Genomic DNA, 18624 nt, shown 5'->3' on the forward strand with positions numbered 1-18624 from the left:
TGAAAGGGATTTTAATGAGTGTGACAGGATCCATGCTGGGCCTGCCCATATCTGATGAATACTTATCTTCAACAAGGTCATATATGAATGACCAGTCAATTGCTTTATCAATAAGCCTGAGCATGTGATCCTGAGGTACCAGATCATCCATGCTCACAAACTGCATCTGTTCACGCTTTCTTTCGGTATTAGAAGTCATCATAAAGGCTATCCCCATCCACAACTTTGATACTTTTATTATACCATAAAAAGTGCCTCAATCCCAGATAAATACAGGGCTTGTGACACTTTTTAAAAGAAAAATCCACAGCATTTGCCGTGGACTTTGTCTACAGTCTGATACTTTTATATATAAAAGTATATCATTATTAAGCTAAATATGATACTGTTTTGTTTGTTTTTTCGCTTAATCCCTTCATTAATAAATTTTTGACTTTAAGTAAATAAGTGTTAGAATATATTCCGTTATATCTTTATTATTAATCAGAAAAAGGAAACGAGGATCATCATGTACACTATTGATTTTAATAAGCCTGTCCACATCTATTTCATGGGAATCGGAGGCATTTCCATGAGTGGGCTTGCACATATTCTCATTGAGAAAGGTTTTAAGGTTTCAGGTTCTGATTCAAAAGAATCTGCCATGACCAGAACTCTCAGTGATAACGGCGTTACCGTTTTTTACGGCCAGTGTGCAGAAAATATTGAGAACTCGGAACATATAGATGCAGTTGTTTATACAGCTGCGGTTCACCCCGACAACCCTGAATTCATTGCGGTTAAGAATGCAGGGATACCTATGCTTACAAGAGCGGAACTGCTCGGCCAGATCATGAAGGAGTATAAGCTTCCCGTTGCCATTAGCGGAACTCACGGAAAGACAACAACCACTTCGATGCTTTCCAAGATCCTTCTTGAAGCAGGCACAGATCCTACTCTTTCTATCGGTGGCGTGTTCAAGGATATCGGTGGAAATATCAGAGTCGGAAGCTCTGACTTCTTTGTAACCGAAGCGTGTGAATACACCAACAGTTTCCTTAGCTTCTTCCCAAAGATCAGTGTAATTTCCAACATTGATGCAGATCACCTTGATTTCTTCAAGGATCTTGATGATATCAGACATTCGTTTAAGAGATTTGCCGCTCTTCTTCCGGAGGACGGCACTCTTGTCATCAACGGTGACATTGACAATGTAGATGAGATCACAGCCGGATTAACTTGTGACGTGATTACATACGGTTCCAAGGATTCTTTTGACTACTATCCTACTGATATTACTTACGACGAAAAAGGTAACCCTTCCTACAAGGCTCATATGCCCGGAGGAAAAGTCCTGGATATAAAGCTTGCCGTTCCCGGCATTCACAACGTTTACAATTCACTTGCCGCTATTGCAGTAAGCAATGTTCTCGGAATTGACGAAGACCATATGATCACAGCTCTTTCTCTCTTTGGCGGAACAAGCCGAAGATTTGAACACAAGGGTGATATTCACGGCGTTACCATAATAGACGACTATGCTCACCATCCTACCGAGATCAAAGCAACTCTCACCGCAGCGCAGAATTATCCTCACAGTAAGATCTGGTGCGTTTTCCAGCCTCATACTTACACGAGGACAAAAGCTCTTTTAAATGAGTTTGCTGAAGCTCTTTCTCTTGCCGATCACGTTATCCTTGCAGATATATATGCCGCAAGAGAGACCGATAACCTCGGAATCAGCTCCAGAACTCTTCGCGACAAGATAGTTGAACTTGGCCATGAATGCAATTATTTTCCTACTGTTCAGGGCTTTGGAGAAATCGAAAAATTTCTTTTGCAAAATTGCACTAAAGGAGATTTGTTGATAACCATGGGTGCCGGAGATGTCGTTAAAATCGGGGATGAGCTCCTTGGTAAATAGTACTTATCCACATATCCACTTTTAGTTTGAACTATATGTAAATCTTTTTCGGTGGATAACAGCCTACCGCTTTGTGCTCAGGTAATTATATCGGGCGTCAGCGCGGTTTGGCTGTTTTTTATTTTATCTCCAATAAATAATCCACGTTATCCACATTGTCCACAAGAAATGTAAAAATCCCGAAATGCGCTCTGCTACTGGATTTCTTCGTCACTTTTCCCATATCTTTTAAAAAATCACCATGCTATAATCGAACCTGTGATGAAAAATAAAAAGCAGGTGATTATTTAAGATGATGGGGCGTGTAACTATAAGTCATAATCTTGGGGAGGATTCAACGAATGTTTCCAATATATTCATTGATGAATATATGCAAGATGCCAATGATGCGCAGATTAAGATTTACCTTTATCTGCTAAGAATGATGAATGCAAATTTACCCACCAGTGTTTCGGCTCTGGCAGATAAATTCAACCATACAGAAAAAGATGTAATACGAGCACTCAAATATTGGGAAAAGAAAGAGCTGATCAGCTTGGAATATGATGCCATGGGTAATCTCACAGGCATCCACATGGAAGATATCACATCTCCCGTGAAGATTTCGGCAAGAAAGAGCGAAACCGTACTTAAGCCCGTTTCTTCTATCAAACATGAAGCTACGGACGGTGTTCCCGAAAAGCCAAGCTACTCTGCAGCACAGCTTCGTTCATTCAAGCAGTCTTCGGAGTCCAGCATTCTCTTTCCGGCAGAACAGTATTTCAACAGACCTCTTACTTCTACAGAGATCATGACACTGTTCTATATCAAAGATGAACTGAAGTTTTCCGATGATCTTTTGGACTATCTGATGCAATACTGCGTCGATAATCATAAAGCTGATTTCAGGTATGTAGAAAAGGTGGCTATAAACTGGGCTCAGCAAGGCATCAAAACGCCAAAACAGGCTCGCGTGGAAAATTACAAACGTGATCCCGAAATCGTCGAGATCATGAAAGCACTCGGTATGGAAAACAGCCCCACTGAGAAGGAAGGAAACTTTATCCGTTCCTGGCGTGGGGAGTTGGGATTTTCAATGGATATTATCATGGAAGCCTGCGACCGCACTGTTCTGGCTACACAGAAGAATCGCCTTAGATATTGCGACGGCATTCTTCGAAGCTGGCATGAGAGTAAGGTTAAAACAAGGGAGGACATTGCCAGATTAGATGCTGACTTTACCGCCGATCTTCGCAAGAAGAAATCGAAGGCTTCCGTGTCATCCATTGACAGCAAACTCCGCTCTGACGAATCATATATTCGCCACGGCGGCGCCCAGAACCGTTTCAATCAGTTTCAGCAAAATACATATGATTTTGCCGAGCTCGAAAAGAAACTTCTGGACAATTAAGACTCTTATTCGGTTGGGGAATCGGTAAGAGTTACACAAAAGCAAGCCCTGTACTTTGGTTTGGCGGCGGCACACAGCCTTCCCCAAAACACGTGCAGGGCATAACTTTGTGCTAAGAGGAGAATCACATGGCACTTTCAAATGCTCAATTTGATGAAATAATGCATGAATACGAAGAAAGACGCGCGCTCCACAGGCAGGAGCTTGAAGAGAGACAGCGCTACGTATATGATACCGTTCCGGGCTACAAAGAGCTCGAAGACAAGACTGCAACAGCCAGTGTTGACTTCGGAAGAAGACTTCTTTCCGGAGAGAGACTGGACAAAAGCGCTCTTAAGCGTGAATTGGAAGAGCTTGCACGCCAAAAGAAAACTCTTTTGACTGAGGCAGGTTTCTCCGACGATTATCTGGATATGGGTTATACCTGCAGTGACTGTAAGGACACTGGCTATATCGGCAACGAAAAGTGTCACTGTTTCAAGCAAAAGATCATAGAAACTCTCTATGACCGTTCCAATCTTAAAACTCTGGCCAAAACAGCCAACTTCAAACTCCTCACGGACAAGTACTATCAAGGCGAGGATTTAAAGCGTTTTCAGGGAGCTGTAAAAGCTTCAGAAAAATTTATAAATAATTTTAACTCCGACTACCAAAATCTATTTATTTATGGTACAGTTGGTGTTGGCAAATCATTCCTGTCCACATGTGTTGCCAACGAATTGCTCAAAAAAGGGCATTCGGTTATTTATTTTAGTTCTTCGGGACTGTTTGAACTCTTGGCCGAGAACTCATTCGACTATCGTAACAAGCAGGAGCTAAAGAGTATATATGATGATATATACAATTGCGAACTGCTGATAATTGACGATCTCGGTACAGAGCGAACCAACAGCTTTGTGGCATCTGAGCTTTTCTCATGCCTCAACGAGAGAGATTTAAGAAAAAAGTCTACTGTCATTACAACCAACCTTTCTCTGGAAGAATTACAGGCAACCTATTCGGAAAGAATCTTTTCGCGGGTAACCAGCAATTACACGCTTCTTAAATTAACCGGACAGGACATTCGTAAAATCAAAAAGATTGCCAGAAAAGAAAGTGAGGATTTTCAGTAATGCCAAAAAGAGAAGAGAAACGTAATCTGGAAACTATTCCTGTAGGTTCCCTAGGAATCATTCCACTTAAGGGAGTTAAGCCTTTAGCGGAAAAAGTCGATTACTACCTCGTTAAATGGAGAGCAGAAAGAGAGAACGAACACAAAGGAAGCTTGGCCTTCACAGGTTATGAGCGCCCCTCTTACATTCTCGATGCCGAAGTTCCGAGATTCGGAACAGGTGAGGCAAAGGGTGTAATTAAGGCATCCGTTCGCGGTGACGATCTTTATCTGCTTGTAGATGTATGTAACTACTCACAAACCTATTCTCTTTTCGGACAAGAAAATCATATGTCTCCTGATGATCATTATCAGGATCTTAAAAGAATAATCGCTGCTGTCGGCGGAAAAGCAAGAAGAATCACTGTTATCATGCCTTTCCTCTATGAATCAAGACAGCACAAAAGAAGTTCAAGAGAGTCTCTCGACTGTGCAATTGCTCTTCAGGAGCTTGTTAACATGGGTGTTGATAACATTATCACCTTTGATGCACACGATCCGAGAGTTCAAAATGCTATTCCACTCAACGGTTTTGAAACCGTAAGAACAACATATCAGTTTATTAAGGCCCTTCTCAGAAATGTATGGGATCTTAAGATCGACTCCGACAACATGATGGTAATCTCCCCCGACGAAGGCGGTATGAGCAGAGCAATCTATCTTGCCAGCGTTCTTGGTCTTGATGTCGGAATGTTCTATAAGAGACGTGACTACACACAGGTTGTAGACGGAAGAAATCCTATCGTATCACACGAGTTCCTCGGAACAAGCGTTGAGGGTAAATCAGTTATCATCGTAGACGACATGATCTCTTCAGGTGAGAGTATCCTCGATGTTGCCAAGGCACTTAAACAGCGCAAGGCTGCAAGAATATATGCATTCTCTACATTCGGTCTTTTCACAGGCGGACTTACAGCATTTGATAAAGCTTACGAAGAAGGACTTATCGACAGAGTATTTACAACTAACCTCGTATATCAGACACCCGAGCTTCTCTCTCGTGAATGGTATATCAGCTGCGACATGAGTAAATACATTGCTTACCTTATCGATACACTTAACCACGATGCTTCAATAAGCGACCTTCTCAATCCTGTTGAACGTATCAACAACATCATTGAGAGATATAACAGCGGAGAGCTCAGAGCTTCTCTTGAGGCAGAAAAGAAGATCTGACTGTAACCGGCTAAACTATATTTCGGCGGGCAAGCGCCGGGATCATGATAGGAGGTTCTTATGGCAATAAATGAAAACATTACTAAGAGAAACGATCTCTTATCCAAGAAAGTAATAAGCGGACTTGAATCACGTAATATGACAGGTTATTATGCCAAGGACAAAGAAGAAGCTCTTAAGATCGCACTTAGCATAATTCCCGAAAACAGCACAGTAACAATGGGCGGTGCCATGAGTGCCGTTGAGATCGGACTTGTAGATGCTCTTAAAAACGGCAATTACAATTTCATCGACAGAAACGAGATTGCCGATAAACGCGCTGCTATGCTTGCCGCATACGATGCAGACGTTTTTCTTGCAAGTGCCAACGCAATGACAGAGGACGGAATCCTTGTAAACATAGACGGCAACGCCAATCGCGTATCTGCTATCGCACAGGGCCCCAAAAAGGTAGTATTCATTGTTGGCATGAACAAGGTATGCAATGATGTTGACGGAGCTCTCAAAAGAGCAAGAAATGTTGCGGCTCCTATAAATGCACAGCGCTTCGGACTTAATACTCCTTGCGCAAAGACCGGTTCTTGCATGAATTGTAAATCACCCGATACTATCTGCTGCCAATTCCTTATTACTCGCTTTTCCAAGCATGCGGACAGGATTCATGTGATCCTTGTAAACGATAATCTCGGATTCTGATAAAGAACTGATATTTATAGAAATAATTGCATTATAAAACGCGGAAATGACCTTAAATCATTCCCGCGTTTTTCATTATTTATATTCCTTTAAAACTAACAATAAATGAAATCGGTTTATCACCCGGAAGCAGAAACTCTTCATGCGTCCTGGATCCCCATGTATCATCTCCCGCAACCCCCATCTGCATAAGGCTGCATCTGACTACAGTCTTGCACACACGCGGCAGTTCATACGGATGTAAAGCCGCTTCAAGTTCCTCAGGCGCATAAGGTATCGCACTGAAATTCATGGTATCGGGAGCTTCAAAAAGAATACCTCTTCCGTCTTTATCCGTGATCTTCGCCCATCTTACATCTACCCTGTTTCCGGTTTCCTGTGGACGTAGATACTTCTCCATACTATCCGTAGCTGTTGTCTGAAAAAGTCCGAGCCTTGCTCCCATGCATCTGTCTACGTAATTCTCTTTAGGTCCTCTTCCGTAATATTCCACATTCTCATAATCCGCGCTGAACCTAAACATCATTCCAAACTCCGGCATTTCCGAAAGTCCTTCTACAGGTTCATATTCCTCTTTTATCCATACTCTTCCATCGCCGGTAACCGTATACGTCACAAGCACTGAAGCTTCAGGAGTTGTGGGAAGTGTAAACCCATAGCATACAGATACGGAATTCTCGTCAGTATCTACATCTTCAAGCTGCGACGTAGCGTACATACTTGCAATCTTCCACTGCGCATATCGCTGAGGCTCTCTGTTTCCTCTGTCATTATCTACGGGCGCTCTCCAGAAATTTGGTTTTGGAACTCCCTCTATAAGCTCTTTTCCCGCATAGTTATATGAAACAATATTGCCCTTATCCTTGGAGAAAAGAACTGAGAAATTCTTGCCATGTACTCCAATATTAAATTTTCCGTCTACAACTTCCATTGGACTGCAGGTAATATATGTAGCGGCTGCATTTCTGTATATTCCCTGCCCAAATGATACTTCGTGGCCTCTTTTAGCCCATAAGGTATCATCGCGCAATCTGAAAGATACCGTCACCACATATTCATCCAGAGGGAACGGTCCGTTTTCATCAAATACTCCGGCCCCCGTTACCATAAGCTTATTCACTATAGCTTCCGGGAGATCATATTCTTTTTCGGAAAGAGGAGGGACATCGGTCGCCATGAGTTTTCTCATAACTTCTTTTCCGTCTCTTTCAAGGATCACTACGCAGTCGTATTCCCAAGTTCCGGCAAAAAGGCTCCTATTAATGATCTTGACCTTATAGTCCTCTACAAAAACTTTGATATCCCTGTAGTTAAACTTAACTTCCTGCATCTTGGCATAAGGCTCTCTGTTCGCGTCAACTATTCCGTTTCCGCTAAAGTTATAATCGGTCGGTCTCTCGCCGTGATCTCCGCCGTATGCCATATAATATTCGCCGAATCTGTTCTTTTTTCTGATAGCCTGATCCACATAATCCCAGATAAATCCGCCCTGATAACGAGGCTCTCTGTCTGCAAGGTCGGTATATTTAAACATACCTCCACAAGAATTACCCATGGCATGCGTATACTCACAGCATATAAACGGCTTATTATCGTGCTCGGAAAGAGATTTCTCAATATCTTTTACCGGGGCATACATCCGGCTTTCCATATCACTTGTGTCATTATATCTTCTGTCGTTAAAAATACCCTCATAATGAACGAGCCTGTCGGGATCAAGTTCTCTAAAGAGCTCACTCATCTCATACGGAACTTTTCCGCCATAAGACTCATTTCCGATAGACCAGATAAGCACACTCGGATGATTCTTATCAAGCTGATAAGTGGAATTGACCCTATCAAGCAATGCGGGCAGACACTCCTGCCTATCTCCCGGAATCGCCTTTTCTCTTCGTTCTTCATCATCCCATGTGTACGTCCAGGTTCCGTGCGTCTCCATGTTGTTCTCCGCGATCATATACAGTCCGTAGATATCGCAAAGCTCATATAATTTGGCAGAGTTCTGATAGTGACTGGTTCTTATGGCGTTGATGTTGTTTCTTTTCATCGTAATGATATCTAAAAGCGTATCCTCATCCGAAACAACTCTTCCTTTGTCACATGAGAACTCATGCCTGTTTACACCCTTAAACACAATGCGCTTTCCATTTATAAGCATAAGTCCGTCTTTTAACTCAAACTTTCTAAAACCGACATTTTGCTTTATGACTTCACAGGTTTCATCATCTGTTCCGCTCACATACAAAACAAGCTGATAAAGCTGCGGATCTTCCGCGCTCCACAGTTTAGGTTCATGTACGGTTTCACTTATCACAACCGATTTGTCATTATCAACTGTTCCTTTTAAAACCTTGTGATTATTCCTAAGCAGCACATAATCCGTTGTTCCGACAGCCCCATTATATTTGAGCGTAACTTCAAGCTCCGCCTCGGAAAAATCGTCATTTAAAAGAGTCCTCACCTTTATATCTTCAAGGTGTACATCGGGAATCAGCTTTAAGAAAACATTTCTGTAGATACCTGAAAATCTGTAGAAATCCTGATCTTCGAACCAGCTTCCGCTTGTGTGCTTAAACACCTGCACCGCAAGTTTGTTCTCGCCTTCTCTTAGAAAAGACGTAAGATCGAATTCAGAAGGGGTAAAAGAGTCTTCGCTATAGCCCACGAAGTTCCCGTTAAGCCAAAGCGCGTATCCGCTCTCCACTCCGTCAAACACGACATGCACTTCTTTGTCTTTCCATAGAAGCGGCAAAGTAAAGTATTTTACATAACTTCCGACGGGATTGAATTTAGTGGGAATCTCTCCCAACTCAATATTCTCTTTTCCATCCCACGGATACTGATAATTGATATATGCAGGGATATCATATCCCTCAAGCTGCATATGGGATGGCACTTTAATGTCATCCCATGAATTGCAGTCATAATTATCTTTTTCAAACCCCGGTATGGCGCAGCTATACTCCTTGGCATAATGGAATTTCCATGTGCCGTTTAAAGACACTACAAGCGAGCTGGCGCCCTCTTCCAGTTCATCTGTTGACGCATATGCGGTATGATCCGAATGCGCCGGCAAAACTCCGGTCTTAAATATCTTCGGGTCTTTTACCATACCAAAGTCGAAATCCTTCATTTTATTATTCCTCCCTAAGATAGGTTATAAAATGATTTCCGTTCTCTTCAAATAATTTCTTGGAATCGTTCATTCCGTATTTGTACCAATTTCCCGTTGAAGGATTGACAATGACCGTATTCTGCTCGTTAAAACCGATTATCAGTACGGATTCACCATTGCTTAGCATTGCCATAACGGGAGTTTCTTTATTCACATAATATAAGATCGAATCCAGTGAACATCCGTCCAGATCTATCACTTTTCCATTGGGAAGTGACTCATCAAGAATCTGTCCAACACTCTCCCCTCCGGAAATAAGCGCCTCAACATTCCTGTTGACGCCTTCAAATTGCAGCATAAGGTCAATGCAGACTGCCGCGGAATTCTTGGATGTCATATCCTCATATTCTTCAGCTCGTCTGGTAATGTCCATAATCTGATTGGACGCTTTACGATTACCTTTGTACCAAACATAATTGTTTTTATCACTTACAACCACTCCCGAAGATTGTTCAGCGGCAATAACGGCTGAAGCCGCATCGGAATATGTCTTTTCGCTTCCTGCTATATCATATACATAATACAAAGGATTCTTTTCTATATCTCTATCATTGGAAACAGGTACATTTCTGTCACCTTCATAGAGAGTAAGATTAGGAGTAAGTACCCTTATCTCTTTAACCTTAACCTCACTCTTGGTCAGTATACGTGTGACTTTTTCATATCCTTCCTCTGCAACGGTCGCAACAGTATTACTTCCTTTTTCAGCAGGCAATGTGTATGTGATCGGATCATCGTATGTAGGAACATAAGAATCCGTTTCAGCATCCTTGACCGCTCTTGATAAGATGATCATATCGCCGCGTATATCCACGTCGGTAATATAAATTCCGTTCGGGTGATAATCCTCAAGAATATTACCGTCACTGTCCTGAATCTTCATGCTATACATAGCATAGATGGGATTACCCATCTGATCGTTCCTGATATCCGAAAGATTAACCGTTCCGTATACAAGGTCCTCTCCTCTAAATCCAAGGACAATAATATATTCTCCCGGATTAGCCTCAACAGGCGTAATGGCCCTGGTATTCAGATTCATAACGTTAAGTGATGTCAGCTCATCACCCTGCCATGCTATAACGTTCTTTGATTTGGATATCTTATACGTTCCCGAACCAATATCCTCAACAACTGCTTTGGATGTTTTGTCGACCAGATCCACCTCGTAAATATTCTGATCAAGCATTACATAAAAAATATCATTACTGCTGACATATGCCAGCTTATCTACATAGCTTGTGATCACTTCTGCCGACTTGTTACTCTCGATAAATACAAGCTCTTCAACAGCATTGATCGATGAATTGTAATCATATACGGCAATTCCCGTACATCCCTCATGGATACCTCTGTTCATATATCCGGAAACCGCAAACTTTATATTACCCGCTTCATCAATACTTAGTATCTTGATACTGTTTCTGTTCCATCTTGCTCTTATATCATCATTATCCGAATCATAAAATCCAAAGAGATATGCAAGTTTATTCTCAGTATTGTTAAATGAATACAATCTGCCACTGTTTACAAATGCAAATACACTTCCGCTGCTGCTTTCTTTGAACTCTATATCAGGATCGGAAATTCCAAGATCTATCGAATTGGGAGTAATGGAATATGAATCGGAATCAAACACATAATTCATACTTCTCTGATAGTCAAGGAGATACATTCTTTCAGAAGTATATCTGACTCTGAAATCCTCAACGATGTCATAGTCACTTACAGTAGAACCGTCCTTGACGCTTACTCTGTACTTAAGCTCATAACAGCCTGTCTGCTCATGAATATCCGTTATATAGATCTCCGGTTCCGTATGTTTGGATATCTTATCTTTTATCTTTCCCCATGTGATCTGATCCATCGTGCTGTGGATATTGATCTTGCTAAGTGTGGCATGATCGGTCTCAGTACTTGTTTCAAGATACTTGGAATATTCTTTTGCCTTGGCGGTATCAAATGTTGCGCCGGAAAAACCAAGAACAAAATCAAGCTCGTCCTTTACATGATATCGTTCATCAGCACCTGTCCATATAAATCTTGTATAATACTTGGCCTTTCCGATATCAGTATTCATAAATACGACAAGCATATATTCTCTGTTCTGATCGATCAGATCTTTAAGCTGAATATCGGCATAAACGGTATCGTTATCCTCCTTGTAGTCGGTCAACATAACGCTCTCTACTAGGCCTTTGCCGTCAACACTTCTAACTTCGTACCCGATATCTGTGACATCTTCGCCGTAAGTATTAATGTTAAAAGAAAGCGACCTGTTCTCTCCCAGAGGCACAACGGTTCCTCTGATATTGGCCACGTCAACATCAGAGATATAACCGTGCATGGTGTTTATATCTCTTCCATCTTCCTTAATAGTAACTATTGGAAGCGTAGCTTCCGACATCTTAGCAGTCATATCCGCATGATCGCCTTTTGCCAGATGTCCGAATACTATGATCGTCAGAATAAAAATGACTATAAAATATGCAATTTTACTTATCGTTTTTTTGATTGAATTATCTCGCATAATTGACTTTCATTTTCTTTAATAGTAAGATTTTCATAATATAGATTTGGAAAGGAATACTATGGAAAATCCTATTCTTTATCGTAAACGCTTCATTCCCGATGAGACCATCAAGTTAAAAGATGATGTGATCCTTGAATGCAACGATTCTATATTAGTCACCAAGTGGAAAACCTTGGGAAAGGTACATGACTTTTCTCACGGTTATTCATGTCTGTATCTGAACGAAGGCTATAAAGTCAGTAAGTTTCTCAAACCGGATGGGTCTCTTTGTTGCTGGTATTGCGACATAGTCACCTATGATTATAACAAATCAGACAACACTCTTACCACTATCGATCTTCTTGCGGATGTAATAATATATCCCAACGGCAAGATGAACGTTGTCGATCTTGACGAGCTCTCCGAAGCTTTTGAAAAAAAGCTTATAGATGAATCTCTTCTTAAAAAGAGTCTGCTCTCACTGAACAGACTCCTTGATGAAATCAACAAAAACGGTATGTCTAATCTTATAAAACCGATTGAAGATCATATTCAAAACTAAATATCAGTAGAAAACATGTCCTCCGATATTGGTTCCCGAAAGGCCCGGTATCGGAGTTCTGAAATATACGCAGTTTCCTACGTTAGAATAGCCCTTCATAGCTTCATCTGCTGCCTGGTAACAGGACGCTGTTGCTTTACCGTTTGCCAGAGCAAGTGCAAGTCGTCCGCTTGCCACAGGAGAAAATTGCCTGTTCTGATATATCACTCCCACAACCGTATCGGGATATACAGAACTTAAAACTCTGTTGATAACAACGGCTCCTACAGCTACCTTTCCTTCATACGGCTCAGATCCCGCCTCACAGTAAATAAGATTTGCCAAAAGATATCTGTCTCCTTCGGCAAATGTCACCTCCGAAATGTCTCTCCAGGTAGAAGCGGCGGCAAGCTTGGACAATCGCATCTCTTCGGCTAGCTTGGCTTCAAGATTTTTGATATCCTGCTCCTGCGCTTTTATCTGTTCTTCAAGTGCCTGTGCCTTGGATTCGGCATCGGAAATATCATTGGCATATTGCTTGATCGATCCCGATGTCTGATTAACAAGTCCCGCTACTCTGCTCTGCTCCGCTTTTTGCTGAGTCTGATACTCTTCGAGCTGCTTGCGTTCAACTTCCAGCGTTGCCTCTTTTTCCTCTATCAGTTCTCTTGTCTCGATATACTGAAGAAACATCTTTCTGTCATACGCAGAGAGCTCTTCAATATAATGATTCTGATTAAGAAATGCAGCAAAATCAGTGGCTCCAAGAAGCATATCAACCAGTACAAAGTTCTGCTTTTCATATATAAACTGAACTCTTTTCTTCATCGAAGCATACTGATTTTCTTCAGTTTCTTTTGCGGCGTCAAGCTCAGCGAGCGTATTCTCTATCTCTGTCTTCTTGTCACCGATCTGTTCCTCTATAGCTTCAAGATTGTTACTGACTTCCGTAAGCTGAGAATTCAAGGTGTTAAGCTGGCCCTGAAGAGAGGATTTCTCCTCATTCATCTCGGCAATATTATCTTTAGTGCTGTTAAGCTCATTCTGAGACTTGGCCTTTTTCTCTTTTGCCTCCTCAAGCTTTTTCTTAGTCGAATCTGTCGCGTAAGAATATGTTCCCATGGATAGCGACAACAAAATTACCGCCAGCAAAAGAGCGACTGCTCTGAATAACACGCAAACGCTATATTTTATTTTTGTTTGTATTATGATTACCCCTCTTTTTTTCATAACCCCAAACTGTAATTATATTGTTATTTTGATGTTCCTTCCGCTCGGCTGATATTGGTAGTAGCGGACCCCCGCAGCATCAAACATTCTCTTTGCAGCTTTGGTCGATGCAGATGTACTGTACTTGTCACTGTCGTACACAACAGTCCTTATCCCGGCCTGAATTATAGCCTTGGCACACTCGTTGCACGGGAATAATGACACGTACAACTTGGAGCCGATAAGACTTCCTCCTCTGTAATTCAGAATGGCATTGAGTTCACTGTGCGTAACAAACGGATATTTGGTACTAAGTTCATCTTCACCGTCTCTTTCCCACGGAAAATCTTCATCGGAACATCCTTTTGGAAGTCCGTTATATCCCATGGAAAGAATATTGTTATCTTCACTGACTATACAACTACCGACTTGGGTATTGGGGTCCTTGGATCTCATTGCGGCGAGCTTGGCTACACCCATGAAATACTCATCCCAGGTTATATAATCTTCTCTTTTCATCTATTCTCCTTATTTTGTTCCGAAAATCCTATCTCCGGCGTCTCCGAGTCCGGGAACAATGTATCCGTGCTCGTTAAGTTTCTCATCAAGTGCGCCTACATAGATATCAACATCAGGATGCGCCTCCTGCATAGCCTTAAGACCCTCGGGAGCTGCGATGATGCACATGAAATGAATGTGTCTGCATCCTCTGTCTTTGAGCATCTGTATTGCTGCCACGGATGATCCTCCTGTAGCAAGCATGGGATCAACAACAAAAATCTCTCTTTCTGTTATGTCCGCAGGCATCTTGCAATAATACTCAACAGGCTTAAGTGTCTCGGGGTCTCTGTAAAGACCTATATGTCCAACCTTTGCGGCGGGAATAAGTGCGAGCATTCCGTCAACCATACCAAGACCTGCTCTTAAGATGGGAACAACACAGAGCTTTCTTCCCTTAAGCTCTTTAACCGTGGTCTTGCAGATAGGTGTCTCTATCTGAACATCCTGAAGCTGAAGATCTCTTGTTGCTTCATAACATATAAGCATTGCAATCTCACCGATTGTCTGCCTAAAATCCTTGGTTCCGGTATCGATTCTTCTGATATAACCAATCTTGTGCTGAATAAGCGGATGATCCATTATTACAACTTTTCCCATAGTATCCTCCTTAGAGATTAATTATTGTAACTGTATAGTTCGGAATTACTGCTCTCCGGCAGCAACCTTGGATATTCTGCGGCTATGCTTCTCAAGCCCTGAAAAAGGAGTATCAAGAAATGTATCCACGATCTCCATAGCAAGCAGTTCTCCTGTAAATCCTCCCCCCATCGCAAGCATGTTGGCGTCGTTGTGTTCTCTTGTAAGTCTTGCGCTTGTTACTTCCGAGCAAAGTGCACATCTGATTCCTTTGACCTTATTGGCAACAATACTGATCCCTATGCCTGTAGTGCAGATAACAATGCCCTTCTCGCATTCTCCGCTTGCAACGGCTTCCGCTGCCGGTCTTCCAAAATCCGGATAATCGCAAGAGCTCTTGTCATAAGTACCGAAGTCCTTAACTTCCAGTCCCCTTTCTTCCAGATGCTTTTTTACGGCCTCCTTCAAGTCAAATCCGCCGTGGTCACTAGCTAACGCAATCATTTGTACACCTCTTTTCATATAATTATAGTACTTATATTTTTACAGGACTATTATCTTATGTCCTGCTGCCTTCAAAAGCCTGTTCATGATCGCCTGACCGATACCGTTGTCATCAAAAGATTCCGAGAACATGATATCAACTTTATCATCATCAAACTCTCTTAATGCTTTGAAAAGCTCGTGAGCAATAGTGTTCTCGTCTTCTCTGTCACCAAGGCTCTTTACTATATCCGCCACATACTTATCCTTGGTGGCGTCGGTTCCTATCACTCCGACTCTCTTTCCGCTTTTCTTGGCACAAGCGGCCTTGTCATTGATATATTTAATAACTTCTTCCATGGGCCCCTGAACAATGGTAAGCTCTCCTTTTGGAGCGTAATGCTTGTACTTCATTCCGGGTGCCTTGGGCTTTAACGTCGATGTACTGTCAATGATGGTCTTGTCTATGCTGACTTTTCCCAAAACCTCTTTTATCATATCAGCAGTGATATATCCGGGGCGTAAGATCATAGGTTCATCTGAGGTAAGATCGACTATAGTCGACTCAAGTCCTATTCCCACCTGTCCACCATCTATTATCATCTCTATCTTGCCTGAAAGATCTTCCACGCAGTATCTGGCAACTGTGGGGCTTGGTCTTCCCGAAGTGTTGGCACTGGGTGCAGCAATATATCCGCCCGAAGCCTTAATAAGCTCAAGAGCGATCTTGTTGTTTGGCATTCTTATAGCTACAGTATCAAGACCTCCTGTTGTCTCATAAGGAACGGCATCTGTCTTATTCATTATCATTGTAAGCGGTCCCGGCCAAAATGCATCGGCAAGCTTTTTGGCTGCTTCGGGAACTTCTTTAACTATTTTGGTAAGTGCATCCATATCGGATACATGTACTATTAGCGGATTATCGGAAGGACGGCCTTTTGCCGCATATATTTTCTCTGAAGAGTGCTTGTTAAGCGCATCCCCGCCAAGTCCATAGACGGTCTCCGTTGGAAAAGCCACGAGTCCTCCGCTTTTTATGATGTTACCGGCTTTATCTATAGAGGCTTTGGCAGCATCATCTATATTCTTTTCATCAATTACTACCAGCTCTGTATTCAATTTTTATCCTCCGACATAAGCGGAAATCGCATCCCATACATCCGATGTCTCCATTCCAAGTGACCACTCGGCGATACCTGCGATATTATTGGACTTCATAACAGTCAACTTCTGCTCAAGAGAAGCCTTATCTTCCATCCAGATCTGATTAAGTGTTCCGTCTGAAGATGTGTATTCTCCGTAATTCTGAGCGGTTTCCGGATCCCATTCCAAAGAAATCGAATGATTGCTTATGTATTCCTTGGCATTATTCATAGGATATGCCTTACTTGTAACCTTTCCGTCCTTGGTCTGCCATACTCTTGTATAGAAAGGAACGGCGTTTATTACTTTTGAAGGATCAACCTTAGCTACAGTATTGATGATACCGTTCTCCACATAACTAAGGGAAGCAACCGAACCGGCTTCGGAAGATCCGCCGTAGTGCTCATCGTATCCCATGATGATAACGTAATCGGCCACTATTCCCTGCTCAGTAAGATCATAGTGATCGTTGAAGTGCATGGGCACATAATTGTCTATTGAAAAGACTAATCCGTTGGCTCTGCAGGCAATTGAAAGCTCACGAACAAACTCAACATATGACTGTCCGTCTTCTCCCGAAATGCTCTCAAAATCCAGGTTGATTCCGTCAGCTCCGCATGCGACCGTTTCCTTTACAGCAGCATCGATCATAGCTTTTCTGGTATCTGCATGTGAAAGAACCTCTGACATGGAAACGCTGTCCTTATACGTTATATTTTCGAAAAGAACCCATACCTCGAGTCCCATCTTGTGTGCCGAATTAACATAGCTCGATGAAGCATAGCTTGTAATACCGCCTGAATTATCAGATACCATAAGCCATGTGGGTGATATTACATTAAGACTCTTGGCATTTGATACAAGCTCTGACAATGTATCATTTCCGGAAGGACCTTTCACATTGTGGAAGCCCATGTTGATCTTGAAATCCTTCTTGATCGAAGTATACTCAGGTTCTGCATAATCCGTAACGGGTATGGGAGTCTGAGTGGTTATATCCTTAAGCTTATTGTTCTCGACAAATCCAATGAAAGAATCAGCACTCTTAACCTTGGCCCATTTCTCCATCTGATCGAGCACAATAACCTGATCTCCTGCTGCCAGCTCTTCTATAACGGCACTCTTTACGCCGCCCCTTACTCTAAGCTGTGTATCCTTGGAGATCGTAGCCACTTCCTGCTCTTCCCACTTTGTGTCAAGCTGAATGTGATTGGGCTCCGTAAAGCTCTTGAATGAGAAATTGGTATATTTCTTTACATAATCAAGCGCGACCAAAAGAGTTCCGTCATCGTCAAGCCTGGCTATCTGATAATCTTCCTCTTGTGCTCCGTCCTTGGTACTTTCATATTTACCTGTGCCTATCTTGGCTGTAATTATGGCATCAGGGATTGTATACACGAGCGTTTCATCGCTCTTTCCATAGTAAAATCTTCTGTTAAGATACTTGCGAACGGAATTGAAATCCATATAGTATGTTCCGTCAAGCAGTTTTGCTCTTTCCTCAAGATAATCATTTCCCAATAAAATGGCTACATCCGTGTCACTTGTGATGTCAAAATACTCATTTAAATCTTTTTTCTCTTCACTATAAGAAAAGCGCTCTCTGTAAATCTGAAGTGCATAAATACATCCTATAATAAAAATAAGGGCGATTATAATAATCGCCGGAATCACCTTTTTTTTCATGTTCTAGCTCCTTTACAATCGCCCTTTATTATAACAGACTATTATGTTTACGTCATTATGAAAGTCAATATCTACACAAAACAATCATGTGATTTGTATGTTATGGTGGGGTCCATTTATAAACTTTTAATAATTGATTGTTTTTATGAAATATTGCTCATGTCTTAGGGGTATTTTCTGACCAAAAGGCTGATAATCGTGATAATTCCATGCTTGCATTTTTTCGCTCAAAATACCCGGTTTGACATATTTTAATCTATGTAAGACGCCGACCTCAAATCCTGCTTTTTAGCGCTATTTAAGCGCCTAATTATGCTATAATAAAAGTGTAAACATAGTAGTTGTTTACTGTTGTTGATTATTTTTGTTTTGGGGATTTCTTTTTAGAAACTAATATAGACATTCCGCAGATCGCGGAACGAT

Annotated in this window: 14 protein-coding genes and 1 pseudogene; 6 read left to right on the forward strand and 9 right to left on the reverse strand. The window is 41.8% G+C overall.

Features of this window, described 5'->3' with window-relative positions:
- A pseudogene (locus BM377_RS12620) lies at positions 1-202 on the reverse strand (IS5/IS1182 family transposase); the annotation flags it as partial.
- A gap of 306 nt (positions 203-508) precedes the next feature.
- Between BM377_RS12620 and murC the strand changes: the two are divergent.
- The 5 genes from murC (at position 509) to BM377_RS12645 (ending at position 6315) form a co-directional block, all read left to right on the forward strand.
- A complete protein-coding gene (murC, locus tag BM377_RS12625) occupies positions 509-1903 on the forward strand; it encodes a UDP-N-acetylmuramate--L-alanine ligase (RefSeq protein WP_092249004.1) in 1395 nt (464 codons plus the stop codon).
- 292 nt (positions 1904-2195) lie between these two features.
- Entirely contained in the window at positions 2196-3293 is a 1098-nt protein-coding gene (locus tag BM377_RS12630; RefSeq protein ID WP_242948172.1) for a DnaD domain protein, read from the forward strand.
- Positions 3294-3421: 128 nt separating this feature from the next.
- Positions 3422-4405, forward strand: a complete 984-nt coding sequence (locus tag BM377_RS12635; RefSeq protein ID WP_092249007.1) for an ATP-binding protein — start codon at positions 3422-3424, stop codon at positions 4403-4405.
- On the forward strand, positions 4405-5619 hold the full coding sequence (locus tag BM377_RS12640) for a ribose-phosphate pyrophosphokinase (RefSeq protein WP_092249010.1): 1215 nt from the start codon (positions 4405-4407) through the stop codon (positions 5617-5619). Before BM377_RS12635 ends, BM377_RS12640 begins: the two co-directional genes overlap by 1 nt.
- A 66-nt stretch (positions 5620-5685) precedes the next feature.
- Entirely contained in the window at positions 5686-6315 is a 630-nt protein-coding gene (locus BM377_RS12645) for a lactate utilization protein (protein WP_092249165.1), read from the forward strand.
- A gap of 79 nt (positions 6316-6394) precedes the next feature.
- Here the strand turns inward: BM377_RS12645 and BM377_RS12650 are convergent, their stop codons facing one another.
- Positions 6395-9448, reverse strand: a complete 3054-nt coding sequence (locus BM377_RS12650) for a beta-galactosidase, LacZ type (RefSeq protein ID WP_092249013.1) — start codon at positions 9446-9448, stop codon at positions 6395-6397.
- 4 nt (positions 9449-9452) lie between these two features.
- Positions 9453-12020 carry a hypothetical protein gene (locus BM377_RS12655; protein WP_092249016.1) on the reverse strand — a complete coding sequence of 856 codons (2568 nt, stop codon included), beginning with the start codon at positions 12018-12020 and terminating at the stop codon, positions 9453-9455.
- Between the two features lie 61 nt (positions 12021-12081).
- On the opposite strand from BM377_RS12655, the gene BM377_RS12660 reads away from it, so the two are divergent.
- Positions 12082-12564 carry a ribonuclease FAU-1 family protein gene (locus BM377_RS12660; RefSeq protein ID WP_092249019.1) on the forward strand — a complete coding sequence of 161 codons (483 nt, stop codon included), beginning with the start codon at positions 12082-12084 and terminating at the stop codon, positions 12562-12564.
- Between the two features lie 3 nt (positions 12565-12567).
- On the opposite strand, the gene BM377_RS12665 is transcribed toward BM377_RS12660, so the two are convergent.
- The 6 genes from BM377_RS12665 to BM377_RS12690 all read right to left on the reverse strand — a co-directional run bounded on the left by BM377_RS12665 (position 12568) and on the right by BM377_RS12690 (position 18201).
- Entirely contained in the window at positions 12568-13695 is a 1128-nt protein-coding gene (locus BM377_RS12665; RefSeq protein ID WP_242948173.1) for a cell wall hydrolase, read from the reverse strand.
- Positions 13696-13788: 93 nt separating this feature from the next.
- Positions 13789-14271 (reverse strand): deoxycytidylate deaminase, encoded by a 483-nt coding sequence (locus BM377_RS12670; protein ID WP_092249024.1) that lies wholly within the window; start codon positions 14269-14271, stop codon positions 13789-13791.
- 9 nt (positions 14272-14280) lie between these two features.
- Positions 14281-14910: a uracil phosphoribosyltransferase gene (gene upp / locus BM377_RS12675; protein WP_092249027.1), complete on the reverse strand. Its 630-nt coding sequence runs from the start codon at positions 14908-14910 to the stop codon at positions 14281-14283.
- 45 nt (positions 14911-14955) lie between these two features.
- Positions 14956-15393: a ribose 5-phosphate isomerase B gene (rpiB, locus tag BM377_RS12680; RefSeq protein WP_092249098.1), complete on the reverse strand. Its 438-nt coding sequence runs from the start codon at positions 15391-15393 to the stop codon at positions 14956-14958.
- 39 nt (positions 15394-15432) lie between these two features.
- Positions 15433-16491 (reverse strand): L-threonylcarbamoyladenylate synthase, encoded by a 1059-nt coding sequence (locus tag BM377_RS12685; protein WP_092249102.1) that lies wholly within the window; start codon positions 16489-16491, stop codon positions 15433-15435.
- Between the two features lie 3 nt (positions 16492-16494).
- The gene (locus BM377_RS12690) at positions 16495-18201 is read right to left on the reverse strand and encodes a glycosyl hydrolase family 18 protein (protein WP_092249105.1); all 1707 of its coding nucleotides are present in this window, start codon (positions 18199-18201) and stop codon (positions 16495-16497) included.
- Positions 18202-18624 lie beyond the last annotated feature (423 nt).

Origin of the sequence: Butyrivibrio sp. INlla21 (genome assembly GCF_900116875.1) — a bacterium.
Taxonomy (GTDB): domain Bacteria; phylum Bacillota; class Clostridia; order Lachnospirales; family Lachnospiraceae; genus Butyrivibrio.